The following is a 26509-nucleotide window of genomic DNA, read 5'->3' on the forward strand; positions in this document are numbered from 1 at the left end:
CGCCCGCGCCAACCGGGTCGCGTTGTGGACCACCACCTCCGCGTCCCCGCCGTCGGTGCCCCCCACCAGCAACACCACGTCCGGGCGGGCCGCCCGCACCGCCGCCACGTCCGCCCCGGCCAACCGGCCCGCCGCCACGTGCACCACATCCGCGCCCGCCGACAACCCGGCCCGCCGCCCCGCCCGCGCCGTCACCAACGGCTCGTACCCGACCACCGCCAGCCGCAACCCGCCACCCGCCGACGAACACACGTACCACGGCACGTCCCGCCCCGCGCCCGCCGCCGCCACCGCCGCGTCCAGGCCGTGCAGCACGTCCGTGCCCACCGACGTCGGCACCGCCGCCACCGCGACCAGGCCACCCCCGGCCAGGTCCACCACCGCCACCTTCGTGAACGTGGACCCGACGTCGGCGCAGACCGCCAGACTCACGCCGCCGCCGGCACGACCACGGTCCCCGTCGCCGTCACCGCCACCACCGGCTCCACCAACACCTCCGCCGCCGACCCGCCCCGCTCCGGACGCCCCCGGCACACCACCCGCGCCACGAAATCGACCGTACGGCTGCGCGTCCCCACCCGCGTCACCGTCGCCACCACCTCCAGCACGTCCCCCGCCCGCACCGGCGACCGGAACTGCACCTCCGAGTACGAGGCGAACAACCCCTCGTCCCCGTCGGCCCGGATACACACCTCCGTCGCCACGTCCCCGAACAGCCCCAGCACGTACGCCCCGTCCACCAGGTTCCCCGCGTAGTGCGCGTGCCCGTACGGCACGTACCGCCGGTGCGTCACCGTCAACCCCACCCGCGCGCCCGTCACCGCGCCGCCCCCCTGCCCGTCACCAACGCGTGCACCAGATACGACGCCACCTCACCCGGCGTCGTCCCCCGACCGAAGATCCGGTCCACCCCCAACTCGGCCGCCATCGACTCGTCGAACCGCGGCCCACCCACGATCAACAACGGCCGCCGCCCCGCCGGCACCGCCTCCCGGAACGCCGCCGACATCTCCCGCGTGTTGTGCAGATGCGCGTCCCGCTGCGTCACCACCTGCGACACCAACACCGCGTCCGCCCGCTCCCGCCGCGCCGCCGCCACCAACTCCGGCACACTCACCTGCGCACCCAGGTTCGTCACCGTCAACTCCCGGTAGTACTCCAGACCCTTCTCCCCCGCGATGCCCTTCACGTTGAGGATCGCGTCGATCCCCACCGTGTGCGCGTCCGTCCCGATGCACGCCCCCACCACCGACAACTTCCGCCGCAACCGCTGCTTCACGACCGTGTTGACCTCCCGCGCCGACAACAACGGAAAGTCCCGCTCCACCACCCGCACCGCCGACAGGTCCACCAGATGGTTCACCCGCCCGTACACCACGAAGAACGTGTACCCGTCGCCCATCTGCTTCGCGTGCACCACCATCGCCGGGTCGATGCCCATCTTCGCCGCCAACTGCACCGCCGCGCCCTCGGCCCGCTTGTCGTGCGGCACCGGCAACGTGAACGACACCTGCACCATGCCGTCACCCGTGGTGTCCCCGTACGGCCGCACCACCGACCCCCCGCTCACGCCGGCCGCTCCAGGATCTCCGTCGCCGGGTTGTAGTAGTCCGCCTCGTGCGCCGCCACCCCGTCCAGCCCCTTACCCCGGTCCGCCGGCCGCCGCATGATCCCGAACGTGCCCTCGGCGATCGCGGTCAACAACGACCGCTCCCCGATCCGCTCCAGCAACTCCACGGCCTCACCGAGCACCCGCTGCGCCCGCTGCTGGACGAACCCGCCCGGCGCCGGCACGAAATCCTCGTGCAACCCACCCGCCGCGCCCAACACGTACCGCACGTTCTGCAACGCGATGTCCCGGTCCGACAACCACGGCGTCACCACCGCCTCGGTCATCATCCCCACCAGCAGGATCCCCTGCCCCGTCATGGCACCCACCAGGTTGAAGAACCCGTCCAGCAGGTTCCCCCGGAACACGTCCCCCGTCATGTGCTTCGTCGGCGGCATCCACTTCAACGGCGCATCCGGAAACAACTCCCGCGCCAACAACGCGTGCGCCAACTCCAACCGCAACGACTCCGGCACATCCGGATTGATCTCGAACGCGTGCCCCAACCCCAACTGCCAGTCCGCCAACCCCGCCTCGTGCGCGAAGAACTCGTTCAACAACTGCGACACCGTCACCGTGTGCGCCTCGTCCACCGCGTCCGCCGTGGTCAGGTAGTTGTCCTCACCCGTGTTGATCACGATCCCCGCCCGCGCGTGCACCTGCCGCGAGAACCGCTGATCCACGAACGTCCGCACCGGATTGATGTCCCGGAACAAGATCCCGTACATCGAGTCGTTGAGCATCATGTCCAGCCGCTCCAGACCCGCCAACGCGGCCATCTCCGGCATGCACAACCCCGACGCGTAGTTCGTCAACCGCACGTACCGACCCAACTCCCGCGACGACTCGTCCAACGCCGCCCGCATCAACCGGAAGTTCTCCTGCGTCGCGTACGTCCCCGCGAACCCCTCCCGCGTCGCCCCCTCCGGCACGTAGTCCAACAACGACTGCCCCGTCGACCGGATCACCGCGATCACGTCCGCACCCGCCCGCGCCGCCGCCTGCGCCTGCGGAATGTCCTCGTAGATGTCCCCCGTCGCCACGATCAGATAGATCCACGGCCGCCGCGCCGGATCCCCGAACCGCCGCACCAACCGGTCCCGCTCCGCGCGCCGCCGGTCGATCCGCCGCACCCCCGCCGCCACCGCCTTCCGCGACGCCCGCCGCGCCGCCGTCGCCGCCTTCCCCGACGGCAGCGCGAACCGCACCGACCCGGCCGCCGCCTTCTGCGCCAGCACCGTCACATCCGCGAGACCCTCCCGCGCCAACGCGTCGAACACCGGCACCGCCACCCCGTGCCCCAGCCCCACGTCCGCGACCACCGCGTCCACCAACCGGTTCACCCACGGAATACCGTCCGGGTCGGCCCCCGCCACCCCCGCCAACCGCAGCACCGCCCGCTCCACCGACACCGTCGTGTGACTGCGCGCCAGATCCACCACCGGCTGCCCGACCCGCCGCGCCAACTCCCGCGCCCGCGCCACCACCACCGGATCCAGATCAAGCTTTCCCATCACACCGACCCATCCTCATAGATCACCTCACCACGCAGCACCGTCGCCCGACACACCGGCAACGGCGTCGGATCCGCCACCCCCCGCGCCTCCGGGTCCACCGCCTGCACCACCGGCAGACCCCGCTCCACCCCCGCCGGCGTCGACCACACCGCGAACGTCGCCGGCGCCCCCAACGCCACCACACCCTCCGCGTCCAGACCCACCGCACGCCACCCACCCCGGGTGTGCGCCGCGAACGCCGCCCGCACACTCATCCGCTGCACCGGATTGTGATGCGCCACCGCCGCCCGCACCGCACCCCACGGATCCAACGGCGTCACCGGCGCATCCGACCCGAACGCCAACGCCACCCCGACCCCGTGCATCGCGCCCAGCGGATTCGACTCCAACGCCCGCGTCAACCCCAGCCGCGACTCGTACATCCGACCCGCCCCACCCCACAACCGGTCGAACGCCGGCTGCACCGACGCCACCACCCCGAACTCCACGAACCCCGCGATCAACCGCCGGGTCATCAACTCCGCGTGCTCGATCCGGTGCCGCGCCGCCCGCACCCGCTCCACACCCAGCTTCTCCGCCGCCCCCGCGAACCCCGCCAACACCGTCCCGATCGCCGCGTCCCCGATCGCGTGGAACCCGCCCTGCACCCCGTGCGCCGCACAGTCCACCAGATGGTCACGCACCTGCTCGGCACTCAGATACCCGTGCCCGCACGCCCCCGCCTCCCCGTCCCGGTACGCCTGCGACACGTGCGCCGTCCGCGACCCCAACGCCCCGTCCGCGAACAGATCCCCACCGGCGCCCACCGCACCCAACTCCCGGGCCCGCGCCGCACCACCCAACTCACCCCAGTACCCGTACACCTCCGGCACCCCGACCCCGGACAGCCGCAACAGCCCCGTGAAGTCCTCCTCGTCCGAGATGTCCGGCCCACCGCACTCGTGCACCGCCGCGATCCCCACCGCCGCCGCCCGCGCCAACGCCACCCGCTGCGCCGCCACCCGCTGCGCCCGCGTCACCGACCCCTGCGCCGCCGCCCGCACCACGTGGTGCGCGTCCCGCCGCACCCACCCCGACACGTCGTACCCCGCGACCGACACCACCTCCGGACACGCCGCCAGCAACGCCCGCGACACCAACGCCGAATGGATCGACGCCTGCGACAGGTACACCCGCCGCCCACCGGCCGCCCGACCCACCTCGTCGGCGTCCGGCAACCGCCGGTCCCCCCACGTCGACTCGTCCCAGCCGTGCCCCAGCACCACCGCGTCCGCCGGCAACCCCGCCGCGAACCCCGCCACCGCCGCCAGCAACTCCCCCGCCGACCGCACCCCCGACAGGTCCAGTCCCGACAACACCAACCCGGTGTCCGTCGTGTGCACGTGCGCGTCCACGAACGCCGGCGTCACCAACGCCCCGTCCAGCTCCACCACCCGGTCCGCGACCGGCGCGTCCGCGTCCACACCCAACCAGGCGATCCGCCCGTCCCGCACCAACAGCGCCGTCGCGCTCGGATCCGCCGGACAGTGCAGCACGCCGCCGCGATACAACGTCGAGGGGTTCGTCATGGCTTCAGTCTGCCGCCAACCGGGCCGCGAAGAGCCCACGCACCCCAGGCTCGGAACGCACCAGATCCAACGCCAACTCCGCGTGCCCCGGCACGTACCCGTTGCCCACCACCATCGTCACGTCCGCCGCCAGACCCTCCGCGCCCAACGCCGCCGCCGCGAAACTCGTCGCCATCGAGAAGAACACCACCGTCCCGCCGTCCTCCGTAGCCAGCACCGCCCCGTGCTCACACCCCGGCACGTCCACGCAGACCACCGTCACGTCCGCCGGCACCCCCAACGCCGTCGTCACCGCCGTCGACACCCCCACCGGATCCCGCGCGTCGGCCACCGCCACCACGTCCGCCAGCCCGGCCGCCACCAGGGCGTCCCGCTCCGCCGCCACCGGCACCACCCCGACGGTCCGCCCGGCACCCGCCCGCCGCGCCGCCACCAGCGACAACGACCCGCTCTTCCCGGCGCCACCGAACACCGCCACCGTCACCGGCCGCGGATCGGCCTCCCGCCGCCGTTGCGCCACCCGCTCGGCCACCACCCGCGCCGTCAACGCCGGCGCCCCGCACACGTCCAGCACCGCCAGCGACAGCTCCGGATCCAGGTCCGTCGGCAGCACCGCCGCGATCGACCGGGCGAACAGGATCGCGTACCCCGCACACGGCACCTGCTCGCTGCGCCCGTCCCACCGGGCCAACCCGTCGGTGAGCACCAGCGGGGTCAACGTCAGCGACACCAACGACGCCACCCGGTCCCCCGGCCGCAGACCCAACGGCGACCGCCGGCCCGCCTCGTCGACCGTGCCGATCAGCATCCCGCCCGACCCGGTCACCGGGTTCTGCATCTTCCCCCGCGTCGCGACGATCTCCAGGACCTCGGCGCGGATCCGGTCCCCGTCCCCGCCGTGCTTGTCCCACAACTGACGAAAACTCGCCGCGTCCAGGTTCAGCCGCTCCACCCGCACCCGCACCTCGTTCGGCCCGACCACGGGACTGGCGTCCAGTCGCCACGCCGCCTGCGGCAGCACCCCCGCCGGCTCCACGACACGGTGCAACCCCACCGGTGACGTCACGACAACCTCCCCTGTCGCCGACCGAACCCCCGCCCCGGACTCGTCTGACGGGAAAACTTACGGCAGAATAATTTCTCAGCAGAATAATTTCCAGTAGCCTACGAGCCCGACGATCACCACCCGAGGAGGGGCCGTGACCCGGACGCACCCCGTCGACGCCATCCCCGCGCCCCGCCCCACCACCGACGCCGGGCAACCCTACGAGTACCGCCGCACCCCACTGGTCGAACCCGACTGGACCCGCTTCCCCGGCTGGCGCCACGTCACCCGCGACCAATGGGAATCCGCCCAGTGGCAACGCGCCCACTGCGTCAAGAACATCAAACAACTCCGCGCCGTCCTCGGCGACCTCGTCGACGACACCTTCTACACCGACCTCGACGCCGACCAACGCGCGCTGTCCACCATGTCCATGCTGGTGCCACCCCAGATGATCAACACCATGGTCCCGGACGCCCCGGTCACCACCGACGCCCTGCGCGCCGACCCGGTCCGCCGCTACATGATCCCGATCGCCTCCGACCGGCGCACCGACTGGCCGTCCCACCCGTACGCCACCCGCGACTCCCTGCACGAGCACGACATGTGGGTCGCCGAGGGCCTCACCCACCGCTACCCCACCAAGGTCCTCGCCGAACTGCTCGCCACCTGCCCCCAGTACTGCGGCCACTGCACCCGGATGGACCTGGTCGGCAACTCCACCCCCACCGTCGACAAACTCAAGCTCACCCTCCGGCCCGTCGACCGGTACGACGCGCACATCGCCTACCTCAAGGCCCACCCCGGCGTCCGCGACGTGGTCGTCTCCGGCGGCGACGTCGCCAACGTGCCGTGGCGCAACCTGGAGTCGTACCTGATGCGGCTGCTCGACATCGAGACCGTCCGCGACATCCGGCTCGCCACCAAGGCCCTCATGGGCCTGCCCCAGCACTGGCTCCAACCCGACGTCGTCGAGGGCCTGGAACGGGTCGCCCACACCGCCGCCCGACGCGGCGTCAACCTCGCCATCCACACCCACGTCAACCACGCGCAGTCGCTCACCCCGCTGGTCGCCCGGGCCGCCCAGACCGCCCTCGACGTCGGCGTCCGCGACGTCCGCAACCAGGGCGTGCTGATGCGCGGCGTCAACGCCACCAGCACCGACCTGCTCGACCTCTGCTTCGCGCTCCAGGGCGAGGCCGGCATCCTGCCGTACTACTTCTACCTGTGCGACATGATCCCCAACGCCGAGCACTGGCGCGTCCCGGTCTGGCACGCCCAGCAGCTCCAGCACGACATCATGGGCTACCTGCCCGGGTACGCCACCCCACGGATCGTCTGCGACGTGCCCTTCGTCGGCAAGCGTTGGGTGCACATGCTCACCGAGTACGACCGCGAACGCGGCATCTCCTACTGGACCAAGAACTACCGCACCTCCATCGAGTCGGCCGACCTGGCCGCCCTGCAGAAGCGGTACGCCTACTACGACCCGATCGACACCCTCCCCGCCTCCGGCCAGCGTTGGTGGTACGACCACCGCACCGACTGACCGCCCGTCAGGCCACCCGGTCGACCCCCGCAACGGCTGCGCCCGCACCCTCCGCGGACAGGGGTCGGACGCTGCCGGCGACGAGGGCGGCCACACCGAGCAGAGCGGCCACGGTGACCAGGGCACGCAGAACGGTGACCTGGTCACCGAGGAAACCCACGACGGGCGGGCCGGCGAGAAAGGCGCAGTAGCCGATCGAGGCGATGACGCTGACGCGGGCGGCGGCGCGGCGCGGATCGTCGCCGCCCGCGCTCATACCGACCGGAAAACCGAGAGAGGCGCCGAGACCCCAGAGCAGGGTTCCGGCGTACGCGAAGACGGGCGTGGGCCCGAAGACGAACAGGGCGACGCCGACGACGCCGATGACGGCCAGGACACGCACGACCCGGGTACGGCCGTAGCGGCCGAGCAGCGCCGGGCCGTACCAGCGGCCGACGGTCATGGTGGTGAGGAACCCCGCGAAGGCGAGGGCACCGAGGGTGGCGGACACGTGGTGGCCGTCGATCGCGGCGACACTGATCCAGTCGTTGCCGACACCTTCGGCGAAGGCGAAGGCGAGGACGAACACACCGATGAGCAGGGTACGGGGTTCGCGCCAGGCGGTCAGCGCGCCGCCCCGCCGTGCGACTGCGACCGGGTCGGGTCGCGGGTCCTGGTCGTCGGCGACGAAGTACCGCGCCTGCCAGACGACGCCGGCGACGACGAGGACGGCGACGACCGTCAGGTGAACCGCGACCGGCACGTGCACGGCGACGACGGCGGCGCCGAGCAGGGCCCCGGCGACGGTGCCGAGGCTGAAGCCGGCGTGGAAGCGGGACATGACCGACCGGCCGAGGTGGCGTTCCACGACGGTGCCCTGCACGTTCATCCCGACGTCCCAGGCCCCGTGGGCGAAGCCGAACAGGAACAACCCGATCACCAGCGGTACGACGCCGATCAGTGAGCCGAGCGCAGCGACGGTGAGGCCGACACCGAGCAGGACCGCCATCGCCGTGACGGTGCGCGACGAACCGGCCCGTGTGACCACCGGACCGGACAGGGGCAACGCGAGCAGGGAACCGGCCGCGATCGCCAGCAGCACCAGACCCAGCGCGGACGCGTCGAGGTCGAGGCGGTCGCGGACCTGCGGAATCCGGGAAGCCCAGCTGGCGAAGCCGAACCCGGAACCGATGAACGCCGCATAGGTCGCGGTGGTGGCGGCACGGACCGCGGCCGGCGTGACGGGAGTGGCCGTGATGGCGGTCATGGCGTCCTTCCAGGTGGAGGAGAGGTGGGCGGAATCAGCCCACGACCAGCCGTTGCGAACATTGGAGCGAACATATCAAACAAGAAAGATGTTTGGAGTGTTGATTTACCCTCGACTGGAGTGTTCACTAGGGCCCATGACGATCGTCGACCGGCACCGCCGGATCCTGGACGCCGTGCAGCAGGCCGGTCAGCTCGGCGTTTCCGCGTTGGCCGAGCTGACCGGCACCTCCGAGATGACCGTGCGCCGCGACCTTGAACACCTCGCCGACCAGGGGATGCTCGAGCGGTACCGCGGCGGCGCCCGCAGCCTGACCCTGCGCGGCGAGGAGCCGCCGTTCGCCGTACGGGCCCACGAGGACCAGGACGCCAAGCGCCGGATCGCGGCAGCCGTCGCCGACCTGATCGCCGACGGCGAGGCCGTCGTCCTGGACAGCGGCACCACCTGCCTGGAGGTCGCGCGGCTGCTGCAACCCCGCCGGCTGACCGTCATGCCACTGTCCCTGCACGCGGCGAACGCCCTCACCGGTGGCCCGCAGCTGCGACTGCTCCTGCCCGGCGGCGAACCCCGCCGCGAAGAACTCGCGCTCACCGGGCCCCTCACCGAGGCGTCGCTGGCCTCGCTGCGGTTCGACACCGCGATCCTCGGCTGCTGTGGCCTGACCGCCGACGGCCTGACCGCCTACGACCTCGCCGACGCGGCCATCAAGCGGGCTGCCATCGCCTCCGCCCACCGCGTCGTCGTGGCCGCCGACCCGAACAAGTTCACCCGCACCGCCCTGGCGTTCGTGGCACCGGTCTCCGCGCTCAGCCTGGTCGTCACCACCGCCGACGCAGCCGACGACGACACCAACGCCCTCACCGCCGCCGGCACTCACGTCCGGACGGTGTGACCACCATGCCCGACGTCATCCTCTTCGACCTCTTCGGTGTCATCGCACACCAGCAGTCCCCAGCCGACCGACGCGCGCTGGTCGCGACCGCCGACGCGTCCACCACCGCCTTCTGGGACGTCTACTGGCGGCTGCGCCCCCCGTACGACCGCGCAGAGGTCACCGGCGCTGAATACTGGCGTCAGGTCGCCACCGAACTCGGCACCACCTTCACCGACGACCGGATCGCCGCGCTCATCGCTGCGGACATCGCCAGCTGGAACGCCGTCGATCCCGACATGACCGCGCTCCTCGCGCAGGCCGCCACCGCCGGTACGCGGCTGGCGCTGCTGTCGAACATCCCCGAAGACCTGGCCGCCCACTACGAACAGCACCACGGTCACTGGCTGCGCCACCTCGACGTCATCGGCTTCTCCTGCCGCATCGGCCACGCCAAACCCGAACCCGAAGCCTTCCGGTGGTGCTGCCAGGAACTCGGTGTCGCTCCCGACCGGATCCTGTTCGTCGACGACCGCGCCGAGAACATCACCGCCGCGCAGCGCCTCGGAATGCGCACCCACCAGTTCGCCGACCCCGCAGCGTTGCAGCAGGAGATCAACCAGACGCGACCAACGGCCGGTCGGGCACGGCACCACCCGGGTCGGGTAACAGCGGACAGCTCGTACCGACCCGTCAAGCCGAGACCAGTCCCCCATCCTTGACCGTGCGGCGGTGAAGGCGAGGGGTGCTCTTGTGCGTTGGTGCGGACGGTTGTCGTGGTGCCGGGGTGGGGATCACCTCGCGTAAGGCGTCCTAGGACACTAGTCGAAAGCGGGGAGACAAGAAAGCGGGCGGGCCCGAGTGCGGCTCGGGCCCGCCCGCTGTCATCCGGTCACCGGGTGAACGCGTCCCGCGCGTTGCGACCCGCGTCCTTGACGTGCTCACCCGCCTGCCGGGCGCGCGCCTCGCTCTGCTCGCTGGCGCCCTCGGCCCGCATCCGCTCGTTGTCGGTCATGTCGCCGACCCGCTCCTTGGCGGCGCCGGCGAGCTCCTGGGCCTTGTTCTTCGCCTTGTCGGTGAAGCTCATCTCGCACTCCCTCTGCTCCGGCGTTCGGACCCCTCCGGCCCTCGTCACCTGGCATGCCCCGACCGCACCGGACGGAAACCTCCCCCGGTCCACCCACCCGACCCGCCGCCCCTGCCCCACCACCGGCCCCACCAGCCACATGACACCTTGCCGACAGGGCCTTTACTGGGAGTCAGGGTCGACATCGGGACGAGGAGGGTGACATGCCGGCAGTACGGGATGTCGTACGGGACGTCGTGGCGGAGGTGGCCCCCCAGGAACTGCCCCTGGTGGACGGCCTCGCCGCCTACGACGACGACACGGTCATCCGCCGGCTCGGCCGCGCCGGCCCCCGCCGCGAGCCCCTCGGCTTCGGCTGGGGCGAGGTCGTCGGCCTGCTCACCCCGGTGGTGTGGCTCGTCCTCGACCAGGTCGCCCAGCGCCTCGCCGGCGCCGCCGTCGACGAGGCGACCGACCGCGGCCGGGGGCTGCTGCGCCGACTCGTCCGGGGCCGCCGGGCCCCCGCGACCATTCCACCCCTGACCGCCGACCAGCTCCCCGAGGTCCGCCAGGAGGTGTGCGACCTGCTCGTCCGCCGGGGAGTGGCCGCACCGACCGCCACCGAGATCGCCGACGCGGTCCTGCGCCGACTCGACCCGGACCCCGGCGACCCTCCCGACACACCCCGCCCCGCACCGTGACCGGGCGCGGCGCACCGGCATCCGTCGACGAGCGGGCCCTCAGCGCGGGCACCACCGCCCGGTTCGCCCTCCTGGTCGCCCTGCTTCTGGCCAGCAGCAGCCTGATGGTCCTCTACGTCGGCATCGCCCTGTCCAGCTACGACGGCTTCGGCTGGTTCCCTCGCCGCCGGGGTCGACCCGGCAGCCGACCCGGCGGCCAACGTGATGGACAAGCGCGCCCTCCAGTGGGAGGCGTACCGCGCCTGCAGCGACCGGTACGCCGCGCCCCCGCCCTGGTGGTGGCTGGTCGGCTGGTGGACGCTGCTCGCCGCCGGTACCGCCGTGCTGTTCGGGGCCCTGCCCCGGTGGAAGGCCCGCCGCAGCCGGGTGGTGCCGCTGGCCACCGTCGACCGCGACGGGGAGATCCGCCGCGTGCTGGCCGACCTGTCCGCCACCGCCGGACTCACCCGGCCGCCGCGGGTGGTCGTCGACCCCGCCGCCGCCTCCGCCGGCGCGGTCGTCTTCGGCCGGACCGGGCGCGCCACGATCTGCCTGCACGGCGGCCTGGTCGCCGCCCGCACCACCGACCCCCGCCGGTTCCGGGCCGTCCTGCTGCACGAACTCGCCCACATCGCCAACCGGGACGTCACCGTCACCTACCTCACCGTCGCCCTGTGGCGGGTGTACCTGGCGGTGGCCCTCCCGCCGTTCCTGCTCTGGTGCGGGTGGATGTTCCGGCGGGCCGCCGGCTCCCTGGTCTGGTCGGCCGAGGCCCCCATCGTCAGCCGTGGCCTGCTGACCACCGGGCTGCTCGCGGTGCTGGTCTACCTCGCCCGCTCCGAAGTGCTGCGCAGCCGGGAGGTCTACGCCGACCGCGCCGCCGTGCGCTGGGGCGCCGACCCGACCGGCTGGGCCACCCCGGCCCCCGCCACCACCGGCGGGTACCCACGGCGGGCCCTGCGCGCGTTCACCGAACTGTGGCACCCCCACCCCCGGTGGGACGTCCGGCGCGCGGCGCTGACCGACCCCGCCGTCCTGTTCGGCCTGCGCGCGCTCCCCCTGTTCCTCACCGGGGCCGCCGCCGCCGTCACCCACACCCACGCCAGCTACGCCCTCACCCAGTACGCCCTGGTCACCACCTGGATGCAACACGCCGCGGCGGTGGTCTCCGCCGCGCTCGTCGCCGGCGTGGTCGGCATCGCCCTGTGGCGCGCCGTGGTGTACGCGGCCCTCACCGGCCAGCCGCCACCCTCCAGCCTCCGGTCCGGCCTGTGGCTCGGGCTCGGCCTGGCCGTCGGCGGCACGCTCGCGGGCCAGGGAACGGTCAACGAGTGGCTGCCCGCCCGCCCCTGGCTGCTCCTGCTCGTCGTGCTGGCCGCCACCGCGTTCACCTGGTGGCTGACCCAGTCCGCCCGGCTCTGGGTGGTCGCCTGGCGGGGCCGGTCCCTGCGCCCGGTGGCCCTGCTGAACGTCTCCGCCGCCGCCCTGGGCCTGTCACTGTGGTTCTTCTGGTGGCACACCCACGGGGTCGCGTACACCGCCGGGTGGATGGTGGACGTCGCCGGATTCCGCGACTACCTGGTCGCCGCCTGGGTGGGCCGGGAGTTGGACCATCCGCCCGCCTCAGCGGTCGACCGGGCCTGGGTGCTGGCCGTGCTCACCGGCACCGCGACGACCGGCCCGCCGCTGGGCCTGCTGGCGGTCGCCGGCGCCTGGGTGGTCCCGCTGCTGGCGTGGCTGCCGCGCCCCGGCACCGGCCCGGCCCCCTGGGTCCGCGCCGCCGCACCGGACCGTGCCCCCGGACCGCTCGGCCCGCCGCTGCCCGGCCTGCGCCGGGTACTCGGGGCCGGGCTGCCCGGTGCCGGCGCGGGCGTGCTGGTGGCGGTCGCCGTCCTGGCCTGGCTGCACGCCCGCGCCCGCACCGGGTACTCCGCCACCTCCTACACGGTGGCCTACCTGGCCGGGATGACCCTGGTCCTGCTGGTCGCCGCCGCCGTGGCCGCCGTGGCCGCCCGCCGGGCGGTACCCGCGCACCGGCTGCCCGCCGCCCTGGTCGCCGCCGGCGCCGCGACCCTGCTCGCGTTCGCGGCCCTGGTCGTCCTGCGCGCCCTCGACGGCTGCGTGCCCGCCCTGTCCGTCGGTACCGGCGACTGTGCGCTGAACCTGCGCGTCGTGCCGAACCTCGTCGCACACGTCCTCGTCCCGGCGCTCCCGCTCACCGCGCTCGTCGCGGGTCTGCTGGCCGCGCCCCGCCCACGTGCCGCACGAGCGCTCGACCGTCCCGGCGCGACGGCCGGCGGGTCCCGCGCGACGGCCGACCGGCCCGGTACGGTGGCGGCTCGCGTGGGCGTGGCGGTGCTCGCCGTGACCGCGCTCGGCATCGCGACGCTCGTCGCCGTCCAGCGGGCCCCGTACGCCGCCCGGATGCCGGAACCCGCCGAGGCGCAGCGCGCGGCCCGACGGTGGACCGGGACGGTCATCGACGCACCGGTGTCGGCCCGGTCGCGGGCGATGCAGGTGGACGCGTGGCTGGACCGGGGCGGCGACGACCTGCTGGACAGGTTCTACCGGCAACGCCGCGACCTCTTCGCCGCCGTCACCGCCGGGGTGGACGCCGGGCGCAGCATCGACCGGCTCGGCGACCTGCGGCCCCGCTGCGTCCAGCTCGGCGAGTTCGCCGACGACGCCGCCCGCTACTTCCGGATACCCGATCCCGAGGCCGACCGGCTGTGGGAGAGCTTCGTCGAGATCGTCCGGCAGGCCAGCCAGGGCTGTGTGACAGCGCTCGACACCCACCAGGCCGACCTGTTCAACACCTCCATGCGGGCGCTCGCCACCGCCCAGCAGACCAGTCACGCCATCGACGACCGGATCGACGCGCTGATCGCCCTGGGTGGGTGGTGAGCTGTGGGGCGGCACCCCACCGCTTGGTCGTCCTAGGAGGCTGGGTGGCAGGGTCGACCGGTGACGATCCGAGCCCGCCTGAGCGCGGTGGGCGCGGGATGGGTCACCCCGTCGGGGCAGCGGGGTCCCCGGTCGGGCGGGGACGCGGGCGCGGGGAGCGCTCGGCGCCGATCCTCGGCGGGCGACCCTCGTACGGCGTGGAGAGCACCACCGTGGTCCGGGTGGTCACGTTCGCCGCCGTGCGGATCTCCTGCAGCACCCGTTCCAGGTCCGCCGGGCTGGCCACCCGGACCAGCAGCAGGTAGTTGTCCTCCCCCGCCACGGAGTAGCAGGAGTCGATCTCGGGCAGGTGGGCCAGCCGCTCCGGGGCGTCGTCGGGCTGCGACGGGTCGAACGGCCGGATCGCCACGAACGCGGTCAACGGCAGGTCCAGCGCCTCGAACGACACCCGGGCCGCGTACCCCCGGATCACGCCGCGCTGCTCCAGCCGGCGGACCCGCTGGTGCACCGCGGACACCGACAGACCCACCTTCTCCGCCAGGTCGGTGTACGACAGCCGACCGTCAGCGGTCAGCGCGGTGACGATGGCGCGGTCGATCTCCTCCACGGCGAGCAACCTACCCGCAAACCCGCTCCCCCGCGACGGCATACCCGCCGAAGCCGGAAACACCCGGCGACCGGGCGGGCACGCACGGCACCCGGTCGCCGGTGCCGGCGCTCAGCCCTTCGCCAGGGCGCGGGAGATCACCAGCCGCTGGATCTGGTTGGTGCCCTCGACGATCTGGAGCACCTTCGCCTCCCGCATGTACCGCTCCACCGGGTGGTCGGCGACGTACCCGGCGCCACCGAGGACCTGGACCGCGTCGGTGGTCACCCGCATCGCCATGTCGGTGGCGAACAGCTTCGCCTTGGCCGCCTCGATGGAGTACGGCCGGCCGGTGTCCCGCAGCCGGGCGGCGTGCAGGGTCAGCGCGCGGGCGGCGGAGATCTGGGTGGCCAGGTCGGCGAGGGTGAAGCCCAGCCCCTGGAAGTCGATGACCGCCCGGCCGAACTGCCGCCGCTCCCGCGCGTACTCGACCGCGTAGTCGAGGGCGGCCTGGGCCAGACCGACGGCGCAGGCGGCGATGCCGAGGCGGCCGGAGTCCAACGCGGACATGGCGATGGTGAAGCCCATCCCCTCCCAGCCGATCAGCCGGTCGGCGGGGATCCGGGCGTCGTCGAAGGCGATCTGGGCCACCGGCGAGGAGCGCAGGCCCATCGTCTTCTCCGCCGCCTGCGGGGTGAGCCCGGGGGTCTCCCGGTCGGCGAGCAGACAGGAGATGCCCTTGGGGCCCGGTCCGCCGGTGCGGACGAAGACGTTGTAGAAGTCGGCGACCCGGGCGTGGGTGATCCACGCCTTGGTGCCCGAGACGAGGTACCGGTCGCCGTCGCGGACCGCCCTCGTGGTCAGGGCCGCCGCGTCGGAGCCGCCCTGCGGCTCGGAGAGGCAGTACGCGCCGAGCAGCTCCCCGCCGACCATGTCGGGCAGCAGCTTGCGCTGGTCCTCGGTGCCGAACTGGGCGACCGGCTGGCAGGACAGGGTGTGCACGCTGACCGCCTCGGCCACGGCGAGCCACCGGCTGGCCAGGATCTCCAGCACCTGGAGGTAGACCTCGTACGGCTGGGCGGCGCCGCCGTACTCCTCGGGGTACGGCAGGCCGAGCAGTCCGGCCCGTCCCAGGGTGCGCAGCACCTCGCGGGGGAACTCGGCACGCTGCTCGTACTCCGTCACCCGGGGGGCGAGTTCCCGGTCGGCGAGTTCGGTGACGAGGTCGAGCAGGTCGTGGGCCTCGTCGCTGGGGAGGATGCGGTCGACAGTCATGGCGCGGTGAGCTCCGTCGGGGTGCTGATGAGCCGCTGCCCGCCGGTCGGGGTTCCGCACGACGGGGTGGGTCTCCCCCGCCGGGCCGCCGGGCGGTGGCGTGGGCCCCACCTGCTCAGCTTAACGCTCGTTCGGTTCCCGGCCCAGTCGGTGAACCCGGCAACCTACGCCGGCCCGCAGGCGCGGCCCCGCAGACGCGCCGGGGCGTTGTGCGGACCCCCGGCGCGGACTACGGTCACCGTAGGACATTGACGGACACCACTTCCTGTGGGTGTGCCCGGTGTGGAGGAGGGGACGTGACGCCGACCCGGCTCGTCGCGACGCTGGTCGCGCTGCTGACGACCGCACTGCCCGGCGCGGCCGAGGCGGCCGTGGGCACGGCCCGGTGCGCCGGCCGCGCCCCGGACGCCGCCTGTCCGCCGCCGTCGCCGGTGCTGGCCGGCGCGCACACCGCCGGTCGGGTCACCGTCACCGGCGACCAGGTCCGGTACAGCTGGCCCGGGATCTCCTTCGAGGGCCGGTTCCGGGGCACCGGCGTCGGGATCGTGCTCGACGACGCCGTCAACGACTACGACGTGCACCTCGACGGCGGGCTGGTGGCCACCCTGGTCACCCCGGGACGCACCACCCACTGGCTCACCGGCCTGCCCGACGGCCGGCACACCGTACGGCTGGTCAAGCGCACCGAGAGCACCTGGACCTCCGGCGCGTTCGGCGGGTTCGTGCCCGCCCCCGGCGGACGCCTCCTCGACCCGCCGCGCCCCCGTACCCGGCAGATCGAGTTCATCGGCGACTCGAACACCGCCGGGTACGGCAACATGTCCACCACCCGGGAGTGCACCGACGAGGAGGTCACCCGGCGCACCAACACCGACCTCACCTTCGCCGCCCGCACGGCCCGCCGCCTCGGCGCCGACTACCAGGTCAACGCGTACTCCGGGTTGGGGATGGTGCGCAACTACGGCGGCCACAGCCCCGGCACCAGCTACCGCACCTACTACGAGCGGGCGCTGCTCGCCGACGACGGCGACGTCTGGGCCCGGCCGGCGACCTGGCGACCGCAACTCGTGGTGGTCGCCCTCGGCGCCAACGACTTCTCCACCGCGCTGGGCCCCGACGAGCCGTGGACGCCGGAGAGCCTGGTCACCGCCTACCGGGAGGCCTACCACGGCTTCCTGGACACGCTGCGGGCCCGGTACGGCCGGGCCACGACGATCGTGGTGATGGCCACCGCGCTGCCCAACACCACCGACTTCGCCGAGGCCGCCGAACGGGTCGCCCGGGAGCGCGTCGCACGCGGCGACGACCGGATCCGCTACTGGTACCACGACAACGCCGGGGTGGACCTGCTCGGCTGCCACTGGCACCTGTCCCTGCGCGACCACCAGCTCACCGCCGACCGGCTCGGCGCGTACCTCGACACCCTGCCACTGCGCTGGTGACCCGCCCCGCCTCGGGGCGCGGCGGCGACCCGCCGGGTGGCCGGGGGCGCGACTTTCGTCGGTGGGGTGTGCCAGGCTGTCCGGCGTGGCAGACCGACCCCTGTTGCTCGTCGACGCGCCGAGCCTGTACTTCCGCGCCTACTTCGGCATCCCCGAGTCCGCGGCCCGGACCGCCGACGGCCAGCCGGTCAACGCGGTACGCGGCTTCCTGGACATGATCGCCTCGCTGGTCCGCACCCGGCGGCCCGACCGGCTCGTCTGCGCCCTCGACCACGACTGGCGACCGCAGTGGCGGGTGGACCTGCTGCCGTCGTACAAGGCGCACCGGGTCGCACCGGAGGGCGGCGAGGTGGTGCCGGACACGCTCAGCCCCCAGGTGCCGATGCTGCTGGAGGTGCTCGCCGCGGTCGGGATCACCGCCGTCGGCGCCACCGGCTACGAGGCCGACGACGTGCTCGGCACCCTGGCGACGACCCAGCCCGCACCGGTGGAGGTGGTCTCCGGCGACCGGGACCTGTTCCAGCTCGTCGACGACGCCCGGGGCGTGCGGCTGCTCTACGTCGGGCGGGGCGTGGCCAAGCTCGACGACTGCGACGACGACGCCGTCCGCGCCCGGTACGGGGTGCCCGCCAGCGGGTACGCCGACTTCGCCGCGCTGCGCGGCGACCCCAGCGACGGCCTGCCCGGGGTGGCCGGGGTCGGGGACAAGACCGCCGCCCGGCTGATCGACCGGTACGGCAGCCTCGACGGCATCCTCGCCGCCCTCGACGACCCCGGCTCCGGGTTCGCCCCCGGGCTGCGCGGCAAGCTCGTCGCCGCCCGCGACTACCTCGCCGTGGCGCCCCGGGTGGTGCGGGTGGCCCGCGACGTGCCGCTGCCGGAGCTGCCCACCGCGCTGCCCGACGCGCCGGCCGACCCGCAGCGGCTGCTGGAGCTGGCCGAGCGGTGGAACCTCGCCGGCTCGTGCCGCCGCCTGGTCGACGCGCTCACCGGGAACGCCTGACGTCGGCGCGGTGGCGCGGCGACCCGCCGCCGACACCGGTCCGGTCAGCCCTGTGGCGGGGGCGGGGTGCGGCGGGACGGGAACGGCGTGCCGGGCTGGCCGAGGGTGGAGCGTCCGCGCAGCCCCACCGGGTCCGGTGGGGACGGCGGGGCGGCGGCCGGGCCCACCGCCGAGGCGCGGGCGTCCAGGTACGCCGTCGCGGCCCGGTCCTCCTCGGTGGGGGCGGCGATCAGCGCGTACACCAGCCCGACCAGCACGAAGATGACCGCCAGGACGATCGGGGTCAGCAGGGTGCTCACCCCGGCGCCGGCCACCTCGCCCGTGCCCGGGTGCAGGTGCACCGAGAGGGCGCTCATCCCGGTGAAGTGCATCCCGTTCACCGCGATCCCCATGAGCAGTGCCGACCCGGCGATCGCCAGTGGTCGCCGGACCGTCATCGCCAGCCACAGCGCCACCGTGGCGGCCACCACGGCGATCACCACCGACGCCACCACCCGCAGCGTGTCGTAGGAGAAGCTGCCGTCGAGCCGCATCGCGGCCATGCCGGTGTAGTGCATCGCGGCCACGCCGGCCCCGGTGAACAGCCCACCGATCAGCACCCGGAGCACGGAGAGCCGGCCGGTGCCCACGATGACCAGGCCCAGCCCGACCGCGGCCACGGCGATCACCGTGCTGGCGATGGTGATCGGCACGTCGTAGCGGATCCGGGTGCCCGGCACCGCGAAGCCGAGCATGGCCATGAAGTGCATGGACCAGATGGCGGTGCCGCCGAGCGCCCACGCGCTCAGCAGTCCCCACCAGGCGCGCTGGCGGGAACTGGAGGCGGTCCGGATCCGCCCGGCGCAGACCAGCCCCAGGACCGAGCCGAGCACCGACAGGGCGTAACTGAGCGCGGGTGTTATCCACCCGTATTCGAAATGACTGATTTCGGCCACGGCGAAGCGTCCCCCACAGGATTGTTACCGGCGCGTAAATCCGCGCGCCGCACCATATGATGGCCGCCCCTCTGACCAGGGACAACAGTCCACTCAGGCACAATTCGGCGGGTACCGCGCCGATGACCGTCCGATGCGTCGGTTGGCCCTGTCCGGACGGTTCGACAAGGGGGTCAGGCGGTGGCGTGGTACGCCAGTACGCCCCGGTTCACGGCGGCGATCGCCTGCCGGGCGGTGGCCCGCAACTCGGTCGACGCGCCACCGGAGTCGGCGAGCTGGCCGAGCAGGTCGACCACCTGCCGGGCCCACCGCACGAAGTCCCCGGCGGGCATCTCGCCGTCGACCTGGTGGCCGCTGGCCAGCACCTTCGCCAGGGCCTCGCCGCGCGCCCAGCGGTAGATCGGCCAGGCGAAGCCGAGATCCGGCTCACGGGTCACGGCCAGCCCCCGGGCGGCCTCCTCGGCCTCGATCCCGCTCCACAGCTTCAACGTCTCGTCGACCGCGTCGGCCACCGCGCCCCGGGGCAGCGAGGCCCGCTCGTCGGTGTCCCGGCGGGCCTCGAAGACGACCACCGAGACGGCCGCGGCCAGTTCCGCCGGGGCCAGCCCGTCCCACACCCCGGCGCGCAGGCACTCGGCGACCAGCAGGTCCGCCTCCGACCAGATCCGGCCGAGCATCCGCCCGGCGTCGGTGACCGTCCCGTCGGCGGTGAGGTACCCCCGGGCGGTGAGCAGCGCGACGATCCGGTCGAAGGTCCGGGCCAGCGACCCGGTCCGCCCGGCGACCCGCTGCCGCAGCTCCTCGGTGTCGCGTTCCAGCCGGCGGCGGCGCTCCGCCCAGCGGGCGTGCTCCTCCCGGTCGGGGCAGGCGTGACAGGGGTGCCGGCGCAGTTCGTCGCGCAACTGGGTGAGCCGGTGGTCCTCGCCGGTGCCCCGGCCCCGGCTGCGGCGGCTGCCCCGCCGGTCCAGACCGGTGCCACTGACCTGGGCGGCGAGATCCCGGCGGGCGGCCGGCGAGCGGTGGTTGAAGTGCTTCGGCACCCGGATGCGGGCGAGCACCTCGGCCGGGGTGGTGAAGTCGGCCGGGGTGACCCGCCCGGCCCAGCGGTCCTGGGTGAGCACCAGCGGACGCGGCTCGCCGAACCCGCCGGTGGCCGGGTCGAGCACCACCGCCAGGCCGGCCCGGCGGCCCGACGGGATCCGGATCACGTCACCGACCCGCAGCCGCTCCAGCGCCGTCACCGCCTGGGCCCGGCGCTGGTGCTGACCCTGACGGGCCAGGGACCGCTCCCGGTCGGCGATGGCGACCCGCAGCCCGAAGTACTCGTCGAAGTCGCCGTGGTGGCACTCGGCCTCCACCGCGTACGCCTCGACGGTCTCGGTGTTGCGCTGCACCTGCCGGGCCAGGCCGACCACCGACCGGTCGGCCTGGAACTGGGCGAACGAGGACTCCAGCAGCGCCCGCGCCGGCTCGACGCCGACCGAGCCGACCAGGTTGACCGCCATGTTGTACGAGGGCCGGAAGCTGGAGCGCAGCGGGTACGTGCGGGTGGAGGCCAGCCCGGCCACGTGCCGGGGGTCGGTCTCCGGGGACCACACCACCACGGCGTGCCCCTCCACGTCGATGCCGCGTCGCCCGGCCCGGCCGGTGAGCTGGGTGTACTCCCCCGGCGTCAGGTCGACGTGCGCCTCGCCGTTGTACTTGACCAGCCGCTCGAGCACCACGCAGCGGGCCGGCATGTTGATCCCCAGCGCCAGCGTCTCGGTGGCGAAGACCGCCTTGACCAGGCCCCGGACGAACAGCTCCTCGACGACCTCCTTGAAGGCGGGCAGCATCCCGGCGTGGTGGGCGGCCAGGCCGCGCTCCAGCCCGTCGAGCCACTCCCAGTAGCCGAGCACCGACAGGTCCTCGCCGGGGATGGCGGTGACCCGGGACTCGACCACCCGGCGGATCTCCGCCCGCTCCTCCGGGGAGGTCAGCCGCAGCCCGGCAGCGAGGCACTGCTGCACGGCGGCGTCGCAGCCGGCCCGGCTGAAGATGAACAGGATCGCCGGCAGCAGCCCCTCCCGGTCGAGCCGGTCGACGATGTCCGGACGCAGCGGACCCCGCCAGCGCGGACCCCGCCGGCCCCAGCCGGCCCCACCGCCCCGGCCGTCGCCGACCTCCAGGCGACGCAACGTGTCCCGGGTGTAGCGCAGCAACTCCGGGTGGACGTCGTGCTTGCGGGCGGCGTCGGCGTCGTGGAACAGGTCGAACATCCGCTTGCCGACCAGCATGTGCTGCCACAGCGGCACCGGGCGGTGCTCGCTGACCACCACGGCCGTCTCGCCGCGCACGGTGACCAGCCAGTCGGCGAACTCCTCGGCGTTGGAGACGGTCGCCGAGAGCGAGACCAGGGTGACCGAGGCGGGCAGGTGGATGATCACCTCTTCCCACACCCCGCCCCGGAACCGGTCGGCGAGGTAGTGCACCTCGTCCATCACCACGTACGCCAGGCCGTCGAGCGTCGCCGAGCCGGCGTAGAGCATGTTGCGCAGCACCTCGGTGGTCATCACCACCACCGGGGCGTCGCCGTTGATGGCGTTGTCGCCGGTGAGCAGGCCGACCTGCGCGGCACCGTAGCGATCCACCAGGTCGTGGTACTTCTGGTTGGACAGCGCCTTGATCGGGGTGGTGTAGAAGCACTTGCGCCGGGCCGGGGCCGCGCCGTCGGCGGCCGGCGGCGAGGCGGGCGTGCCGCGCAGCGCCAGGTGGACGGCGAACTCCCCGACCACGGTCTTGCCGGCGCCGGTCGGGGCGCAGACCAGCACCCCGCTGCCCCGCTCCAGGGCCTGGCAGGACTCCCGCTGGAAGTCGTCGAGGTCGAACCCCACCTGGAGGGCGAACTCGTCCAGCGCCGGGAACTCGCTGGCCTGGGCGGCACGACGGCGCGCCGCGGCGTACCGCTCGGCGGGACTCGACATGGCACCAAGATTAGTGCGTCCCCGAACGGAGCACCCCCCAAGGCCGTCCGCCGCAGCCGTCGGAGGGGGTCGGTAGGGTGCACGGCGTGTCGGACCATGCCGAACCGCCCACGCCCCGCGCCGCCGGTGCGCCCGATGTCCACCGCCGGCCCGTCGCGGCGGTCCTCTTCGATTTCCACGGCACCCTCGCCCAGGTGGAGGAGCCCCGCGAGTGGGTGCTCGCCGCCGCGCGCGCCTGCGGGGTCACCCTGGACCCGATCCGGGCCACCGCGCTGGCCGACCGGCTGGTGATGGCCGGCCGGGCGGGTGGGCCACTGCCGGCCCGGGTGCCGCCCCGGCTCGCCGAGCACTGGGCCGACCGGGACCTCTACGAGCACGCGCACCGGGCCGCGTACACCGGGCTGGCCGAGACGGTCGACACCGGCATCGACGGGCTCGCCGACGCGCTCTACGAGCGGGTGCTGGTCGCCGACGGCTGGGTGCCGTACCCGGACACCGCGCCGACCCTGGCCGCGCTGCGGGCCGCCGGAGTGAAGATCGCGGTGGTGAGCAACATCGGCTTCGACCTCCGCCCGTTCTTCGCCGCCTGGGGGCTCGCCGACCTGGTCGACGCGTACGTGCTCTCCTACGAGGTGGGGCGCTGCAAGCCCGACCCGGGGATCTTCCTGCGGGCCTGCGGGATGCTCGGGGTCGACCCCGAGGAGGCGTTGATGGTCGGCGACACCCCGGCCGACGCGGGGGCGGTCGGGGCGGGCTGCGCGGTGCTGGTGCTCCCGTCGACCGGGCCGGGCCGGGCCACCGGTCTCGGCGCGGTGCTGGACCTGGCGTTGCCCGCCGCCGCCCAGCCGGGCGGCTGACCTGCGGCGAACACCGCTAACCGGGAGTTGTTAGCACCGTCGGTTAGCGGTGCTGTCGGGGTCGGGTTATCGTCGCTGTCATGATCACTCCGGCGGGTTCGTCCCGCGACCGGATCGTCCGGGCCGCCGCCACGCTGCTCGCCGAGGGCGGCCGGGAGGCGGTCACCACCCGGGCCGTGGGCCGGGCCGCCGGTGTGCAGGCGCCGACGATCTACCGCCAGTTCGGTGACATGCCCGGCCTGCTCGACGCGGCGGTCAGCTACCGCCTCGCCGCCTACCTGCACGCCGAGAGCGCCGGCGACCTCACCGGCGACCCCGTCGACGACCTGCGGCGGGGCTGGGACGTCCAGGTCGGCTTCGGGCTGGCCGAGCCGGCCTGCCACGCCCTGATGTACGGCGACCCGAGCCGCACCCCCACCGCCGCGCGGGTCGCCGCCGACATCCTGCACCAGTTGGTGCACCGGGTCGCCGAGGCGGGCCGGCTGCGGAGCGGCGTGGCCGAGGCGACCGGGATGCTGCACGCCGCCGCCGGCGGGGTCACCCTCGCGCTGATCCGCGCCGAGCCGGACCGGCGCGACCCCGCCCTGTCCACCCGTACCCGGGAGGCGCTGCTGGCCAGCCTGGTCACCGACTCGGTGGTGGCCCGCGCCGTCTCCGCCGCCGCCGACCCGGTCCGGCACGCGGTCGCCCTGCGCACCGCCCTCCCCCACCTCCCCGGCGACCTCACCCCCGCCGAACGCGCCCTGCTCACCGAATGGCTGGACCGCCTCACCCGCGCACCGGCCCCCGGCACACCGCGCTGAGCACCGGCCCGGCGGCGGGACGGACAGTCAGCGCAGCAGGTGCAGGGCGGCGGGGACGGCGGTGGCGGTGAGGGGGAGGTCAAGGCCCCGTTCGCCGTCGGCGTACGTGGTGATGCCCTCGGCGGACAGTTCCACCGTCCGGGCCCGGTAGCTGCGCACCAGCGGGTGCCCGACGTGGGTGCCCCGGTAGATGCGCGGCTTGACGCGCAGCAGGGTACGCCGGTCGAACCGGCCGCCGACCACCACGTCCAGCAGCCCGTCGGTCGGGTCGGCGGCCGGGCAGACCCGCATCCCCCCGCCGTAGCTGGCGCAGTTGCCCACCGCCACCAGCACCGCGTCGACCTCGTGCGGGACACCGTCGAGGCGCAGCGTGTACCGGCGGGGCCGCAGCCGGGCCAGTTCCACCAGGATCGCCAGGTCGTACCGGCGCGGGCCGCGCGGCCAGCGCATCCGGTTGGCGCGCTCGTTGACCACGGCGTCGAAGCCGGCCGCGAGGACCGCGCCGAACCAGCGGGTCGTGCCGTCGGCCCCGGTCAGCCGGGCCAGGTCCACCGGCCGGGTCCGGTCGGCCCGCAGGGCCACGGCGATCGCGTCGGCCGCCGCCGACGGGTCCGCCGGGGCGCCGGTGTCGGCGGCGAAGTCGTTGCCGGTGCCCGCCGGCACCACCCCGAACGGCACCGCCGTGCCGGCCACCGCCTGCAGGGCCCGGTGCACGGTGCCGTCCCCGCCGACCGCCACCAGGGCGCCCGCCCCGCCGGCGAGCGCGGCGTGGCAGGCGGCCTCGGCCTCGGCGGCGGTGCCGGCGGCGAGCAGCCGGACCGGGCGGCCGGCCGCCGACAGCCGCCGGACCAGGTCGGGCAGCAGGTCACGGTGCCGGCCCCGGGCTGCCGACGGATTGGCCAGGACGGCGACGGGGCCGTCGACGGGTGACGATCGGTCGGGGGCGGTCACGGGCAGCACCGTACCCGCCGAACGGGCTCCCCGGCAGTCCGCGCCCGCCCCCGGTCTCCCGGCCCCTGGTGGTGACGCCGGCCCCGCCGCGACCGGGTGCCGGGACGGCCCGGGGACGCAGACGTCGACGGCCCGCCCCGGAGGTTCCCGGGACGGGCCGTCGACGACCGTCGGGCGGCTCAGGTCACGTCGTCGTAGCGGCGCTCGATCGGCGCCGGCCCGGCGATCGGCTCCGGCGCGGGGATCGGGCTCGCCGCCTCGATCCGCTCACCGGCCCGCACCGGCTCCCGGTCCGTGTCCAGCGGGGACGCCTCGTCGTCGTCCACACCGGCGTAGATCTCCTTGCCCCGGCCCCGGCGCCGGTCGTTGAGGAAGGCCACCCCGACCGCGACGAAGTAGAGCAGGGAGAGGCACAGCGCCAGCAGCGTCATGCCGAACGGACCCGGGTCCGGGGTCGCCACCGCCGCGAACGCGAAGCAGATGAAGACCACGACCCGCCACCAGCTCAGCAGCCGGCGGGCGCTGACCACCCCGGTGAAGTTGAGCATCAGCAGGGTGAGCGGGAACTCGAACGCCACGCCGAAGAGCAGGATCATGGTCGTGACGAAGGAGATGTACCGGGTCACCTCCAACTGCGAGTCGGCACCCGTGACACCCGACTCCAGCAGGAACGCCAGGCCCTTGTCGACCACGAAGAACGCCAGCGCCGCGCCCGCGGCGAACAGCGGCGCCGCGATCGCCACGAAGACGTACGCCCACTTGCGCTCGTGCCGGTGCAGGCCGGGCGCGACGAACGCCCAGAGCTGGTAGAGCCAGACCGGGCCGGCGATGATCAGGCCGATCCAGAGCGCCAGCTTGAGCTTGAGGATGAAGCCGTCCGCGGGCGCCAGCATGAGGAACTTCTGGCACTCGCCGTCGATCATCATCCCCGGCAACCGGCAGTACGGCTGCTTGAGCAGGTCGAACGCCGGCTGGGCGAGCAGGTAACCGCCGATCAGCCCGACCACGATCGCCAGGGAGGCGCGGAACAGGCGGTTACGCAGCTCGCGGATGTGCTCGACGAGGGTCATCGAGCCGTCGGCGGCCCGTTCGAAGTTGCTCGGACCGCGCTTCAAGAGGGCGAAGGCCACCGGAGTCGGGCCCTTCGGTCAGTTGTCGCGGACCCGCTGCACCGGGTCGGTGACCGGAGGTGCGTACGGCTGCTGCTGCGGGTGGTACGGCTGCTGCCCGGCGGGCGGCGCGTACGGCTGGCCCTGCACGGTCTGCGGGGGCACCGGCTGGTAGCCGGCCTGCGCGTCGGCCTTCTCGGCCAGGTCGCCGCGCTCCTCCTGCAGGCTCTTCGTCTCGGCCTTGATGATCCGCAGCGACCGGCCGAGCGAGCGGGCCGCGTCCGGGAGCCGCTTCGCGCCGAAGAGCAGGATCAGCACGACCACGAGTACGGCGATGTGCCACGGCTTGAGGGCACCCATGGGAAGCTCCAGTCGCTCTGTGTGTCTGCCGGGGTGGGTCGCAGCCCATCGTACGTGCGTTCCGGGCTGTTGCCACCCGCCGGGCGGTGGTGGTTCGTCCCGGCCGGTGAAGTCTCGACCAACCCGGGTTGTCCCGTCAACCACCTGCCCGGATCCGCTCCGGACGGCCC

At 73.9% G+C, this 26509-nt stretch carries 24 protein-coding genes; 9 read left to right on the forward strand and 15 right to left on the reverse strand.

The window, feature by feature from the left end:
* The 6 genes from AWW66_RS16410 to kdd all read right to left on the reverse strand — a co-directional run.
* On the reverse strand, positions 1 to 432 hold a 432-nt coding region (locus AWW66_RS16410), incomplete at its 3' end, for a glutamate mutase L (RefSeq protein ID WP_211271964.1).
* Positions 429 to 821 (reverse strand): 3-aminobutyryl-CoA ammonia lyase, encoded by a 393-nt coding sequence (gene kal / locus AWW66_RS16415; protein WP_067366718.1) that lies wholly within the window; start codon positions 819 to 821, stop codon positions 429 to 431. The genes AWW66_RS16410 and kal, both read right to left, overlap by 4 nt.
* Positions 818 to 1570 carry a lysine 5,6-aminomutase subunit beta gene (kamE, locus tag AWW66_RS16420; protein WP_083978545.1) on the reverse strand — a complete coding sequence of 251 codons (753 nt, stop codon included), beginning with the start codon at positions 1568 to 1570 and terminating at the stop codon, positions 818 to 820. The genes kal and kamE overlap by 4 nt, the downstream gene beginning before the upstream one ends.
* Entirely contained in the window at positions 1567 to 3126 is a 1560-nt protein-coding gene (gene kamD / locus AWW66_RS16425; RefSeq protein ID WP_067366721.1) for a lysine 5,6-aminomutase subunit alpha, read from the reverse strand. Before kamD ends, kamE begins: the two co-directional genes overlap by 4 nt.
* Positions 3123 to 4694 carry an amidohydrolase gene (locus AWW66_RS16430; RefSeq protein ID WP_067366724.1) on the reverse strand — a complete coding sequence of 524 codons (1572 nt, stop codon included), beginning with the start codon at positions 4692 to 4694 and terminating at the stop codon, positions 3123 to 3125. The genes kamD and AWW66_RS16430 overlap by 4 nt, the downstream gene beginning before the upstream one ends.
* Positions 4695 to 4698: 4 nt before the next feature.
* Positions 4699 to 5760 carry an L-erythro-3,5-diaminohexanoate dehydrogenase gene (kdd, locus tag AWW66_RS16435; protein WP_067366727.1) on the reverse strand — a complete coding sequence of 354 codons (1062 nt, stop codon included), beginning with the start codon at positions 5758 to 5760 and terminating at the stop codon, positions 4699 to 4701.
* Between the two features lie 133 nt (positions 5761 to 5893).
* Between kdd and AWW66_RS16440 the strand changes: the two genes are divergently transcribed.
* The gene (locus tag AWW66_RS16440; protein WP_067366730.1) at positions 5894 to 7288 is read left to right on the forward strand and encodes a KamA family radical SAM protein; all 1395 of its coding nucleotides are present in this window, start codon (positions 5894 to 5896) and stop codon (positions 7286 to 7288) included.
* Positions 7289 to 7295: 7 nt separating this feature from the next.
* Here the strand turns inward: AWW66_RS16440 and AWW66_RS16445 are convergent, their stop codons facing one another.
* Positions 7296 to 8534 carry an MFS transporter gene (locus tag AWW66_RS16445; protein ID WP_067366733.1) on the reverse strand — a complete coding sequence of 413 codons (1239 nt, stop codon included), beginning with the start codon at positions 8532 to 8534 and terminating at the stop codon, positions 7296 to 7298.
* A gap of 136 nt (positions 8535 to 8670) precedes the next feature.
* On the opposite strand from AWW66_RS16445, the gene AWW66_RS16450 reads away from it, so the two are divergent.
* Both AWW66_RS16450 and AWW66_RS16455 read left to right on the forward strand, forming a co-directional pair.
* Positions 8671 to 9426 (forward strand): DeoR/GlpR family DNA-binding transcription regulator, encoded by a 756-nt coding sequence (locus tag AWW66_RS16450; RefSeq protein ID WP_067366735.1) that lies wholly within the window; start codon positions 8671 to 8673, stop codon positions 9424 to 9426.
* A 5-nt stretch (positions 9427 to 9431) separates the two neighbouring features.
* Positions 9432 to 10127: an HAD family hydrolase gene (locus tag AWW66_RS16455; protein ID WP_083978547.1), complete on the forward strand. Its 696-nt coding sequence runs from the start codon at positions 9432 to 9434 to the stop codon at positions 10125 to 10127.
* A 170-nt stretch (positions 10128 to 10297) separates the two neighbouring features.
* Here AWW66_RS16455 and AWW66_RS16460 read toward each other — a convergent pair whose 3' ends face one another.
* Positions 10298 to 10492: a CsbD family protein gene (locus tag AWW66_RS16460; RefSeq protein WP_067366742.1), complete on the reverse strand. Its 195-nt coding sequence runs from the start codon at positions 10490 to 10492 to the stop codon at positions 10298 to 10300.
* Positions 10493 to 10695: 203 nt separating this feature from the next.
* Between AWW66_RS16460 and AWW66_RS16465 the strand changes: the two genes are divergently transcribed.
* The gene (locus tag AWW66_RS16465; protein WP_067366745.1) at positions 10696 to 11172 is read left to right on the forward strand and encodes a hypothetical protein; all 477 of its coding nucleotides are present in this window, start codon (positions 10696 to 10698) and stop codon (positions 11170 to 11172) included.
* Between the two features lie 204 nt (positions 11173 to 11376).
* Positions 11377 to 14055, forward strand: coding sequence for a M56 family metallopeptidase (locus tag AWW66_RS16470; protein ID WP_067366748.1), 2679 nt, complete (start codon positions 11377 to 11379; stop codon positions 14053 to 14055).
* Positions 14056 to 14158: 103 nt separating this feature from the next.
* Here AWW66_RS16470 and AWW66_RS16475 read toward each other — a convergent pair whose 3' ends face one another.
* Both AWW66_RS16475 and AWW66_RS16480 read right to left on the reverse strand, forming a co-directional pair.
* A complete protein-coding gene (locus AWW66_RS16475) occupies positions 14159 to 14662 on the reverse strand; it encodes an Lrp/AsnC family transcriptional regulator (RefSeq protein WP_067366815.1) in 504 nt (167 codons plus the stop codon).
* Between the two features lie 111 nt (positions 14663 to 14773).
* A complete protein-coding gene (locus tag AWW66_RS16480; protein WP_067366751.1) occupies positions 14774 to 15916 on the reverse strand; it encodes an acyl-CoA dehydrogenase family protein in 1143 nt (380 codons plus the stop codon).
* 296 nt (positions 15917 to 16212) lie between these two features.
* Here AWW66_RS16480 and AWW66_RS16485 point away from each other — a divergent pair, with 296 nt between their 5' ends.
* Positions 16213 to 17358: an SGNH/GDSL hydrolase family protein gene (locus tag AWW66_RS16485; RefSeq protein ID WP_245648338.1), complete on the forward strand. Its 1146-nt coding sequence runs from the start codon at positions 16213 to 16215 to the stop codon at positions 17356 to 17358.
* A gap of 85 nt (positions 17359 to 17443) precedes the next feature.
* Entirely contained in the window at positions 17444 to 18361 is a 918-nt protein-coding gene (locus tag AWW66_RS16490; protein WP_067366754.1) for a 5'-3' exonuclease, read from the forward strand.
* A 44-nt stretch (positions 18362 to 18405) separates the two neighbouring features.
* Here AWW66_RS16490 and AWW66_RS16495 read toward each other — a convergent pair whose 3' ends face one another.
* Positions 18406 to 19296, reverse strand: coding sequence for an MHYT domain-containing protein (locus AWW66_RS16495; RefSeq protein ID WP_067366757.1), 891 nt, complete (start codon positions 19294 to 19296; stop codon positions 18406 to 18408).
* A 173-nt stretch (positions 19297 to 19469) separates the two neighbouring features.
* Positions 19470 to 22259: a DEAD/DEAH box helicase gene (locus AWW66_RS16500; RefSeq protein WP_067366759.1), complete on the reverse strand. Its 2790-nt coding sequence runs from the start codon at positions 22257 to 22259 to the stop codon at positions 19470 to 19472.
* A 77-nt stretch (positions 22260 to 22336) separates the two neighbouring features.
* On the opposite strand from AWW66_RS16500, the gene AWW66_RS16505 reads away from it, so the two are divergent.
* Together AWW66_RS16505 and AWW66_RS16510 are read left to right on the forward strand one after the other, a co-directional pair.
* On the forward strand, positions 22337 to 23116 hold the full coding sequence (locus AWW66_RS16505) for an HAD family hydrolase (RefSeq protein ID WP_083978546.1): 780 nt from the start codon (positions 22337 to 22339) through the stop codon (positions 23114 to 23116).
* Positions 23117 to 23196: 80 nt separating this feature from the next.
* Complete coding sequence (locus AWW66_RS16510; protein ID WP_067366762.1) at positions 23197 to 23919, forward strand: TetR/AcrR family transcriptional regulator; 723 nt, start codon at positions 23197 to 23199, stop codon at positions 23917 to 23919.
* Between the two features lie 27 nt (positions 23920 to 23946).
* Here AWW66_RS16510 and AWW66_RS16515 read toward each other — a convergent pair whose 3' ends face one another.
* The 3 genes from AWW66_RS16515 to tatA all read right to left on the reverse strand — a co-directional run bounded on the left by AWW66_RS16515 (position 23947) and on the right by tatA (position 26339).
* On the reverse strand, positions 23947 to 24879 hold the full coding sequence (locus AWW66_RS16515; protein ID WP_157527509.1) for a diacylglycerol kinase family protein: 933 nt from the start codon (positions 24877 to 24879) through the stop codon (positions 23947 to 23949).
* 170 nt (positions 24880 to 25049) lie between these two features.
* Positions 25050 to 26000 (reverse strand): twin-arginine translocase subunit TatC, encoded by a 951-nt coding sequence (gene tatC, locus AWW66_RS16520; RefSeq protein ID WP_067366765.1) that lies wholly within the window; start codon positions 25998 to 26000, stop codon positions 25050 to 25052.
* A gap of 18 nt (positions 26001 to 26018) precedes the next feature.
* Complete coding sequence (gene tatA / locus AWW66_RS16525) at positions 26019 to 26339, reverse strand: Sec-independent protein translocase subunit TatA (protein WP_067366768.1); 321 nt, start codon at positions 26337 to 26339, stop codon at positions 26019 to 26021.
* Between the last annotated feature and the right edge of the window lie 170 nt (positions 26340 to 26509).

It is taken from the genome of Micromonospora rosaria, from assembly GCF_001567585.1.
GTDB lineage: Bacteria > Actinomycetota > Actinomycetes > Mycobacteriales > Micromonosporaceae > Micromonospora > Micromonospora rosaria.

Excerpts from the sequence above, each read along its gene's own strand:
- AWW66_RS16430 (WP_067366724.1), bottom strand. The coding sequence starts at position 4,694 with ATGACGAACCCCTCGACGTTGTATCGCGGCGGCGTGCTGCACTGTCCG.
- AWW66_RS16445 (WP_067366733.1), bottom strand. The coding sequence starts at position 8,534 with ATGACCGCCATCACGGCCACTCCCGTCACGCCGGCCGCGGTCCGTGCC.
- AWW66_RS16450 (WP_067366735.1), top strand. The coding sequence starts at position 8,671 with ATGACGATCGTCGACCGGCACCGCCGGATCCTGGACGCCGTGCAGCAG.
- AWW66_RS16455 (WP_083978547.1), top strand. The coding sequence starts at position 9,432 with ATGCCCGACGTCATCCTCTTCGACCTCTTCGGTGTCATCGCACACCAG.
- AWW66_RS16460 (WP_067366742.1), bottom strand. The coding sequence starts at position 10,492 with ATGAGCTTCACCGACAAGGCGAAGAACAAGGCCCAGGAGCTCGCCGGC.
- AWW66_RS16465 (WP_067366745.1), top strand. The coding sequence starts at position 10,696 with ATGCCGGCAGTACGGGATGTCGTACGGGACGTCGTGGCGGAGGTGGCC.
- AWW66_RS16470 (WP_067366748.1), top strand. The coding sequence starts at position 11,377 with ATGGACAAGCGCGCCCTCCAGTGGGAGGCGTACCGCGCCTGCAGCGAC.
- AWW66_RS16480 (WP_067366751.1), bottom strand. The coding sequence starts at position 15,916 with ATGACTGTCGACCGCATCCTCCCCAGCGACGAGGCCCACGACCTGCTC.
- AWW66_RS16500 (WP_067366759.1), bottom strand. The coding sequence starts at position 22,259 with ATGTCGAGTCCCGCCGAGCGGTACGCCGCGGCGCGCCGTCGTGCCGCC.
- AWW66_RS16510 (WP_067366762.1), top strand. The coding sequence starts at position 23,197 with ATGATCACTCCGGCGGGTTCGTCCCGCGACCGGATCGTCCGGGCCGCC.
- tatA (WP_067366768.1), bottom strand. The coding sequence starts at position 26,339 with ATGGGTGCCCTCAAGCCGTGGCACATCGCCGTACTCGTGGTCGTGCTG.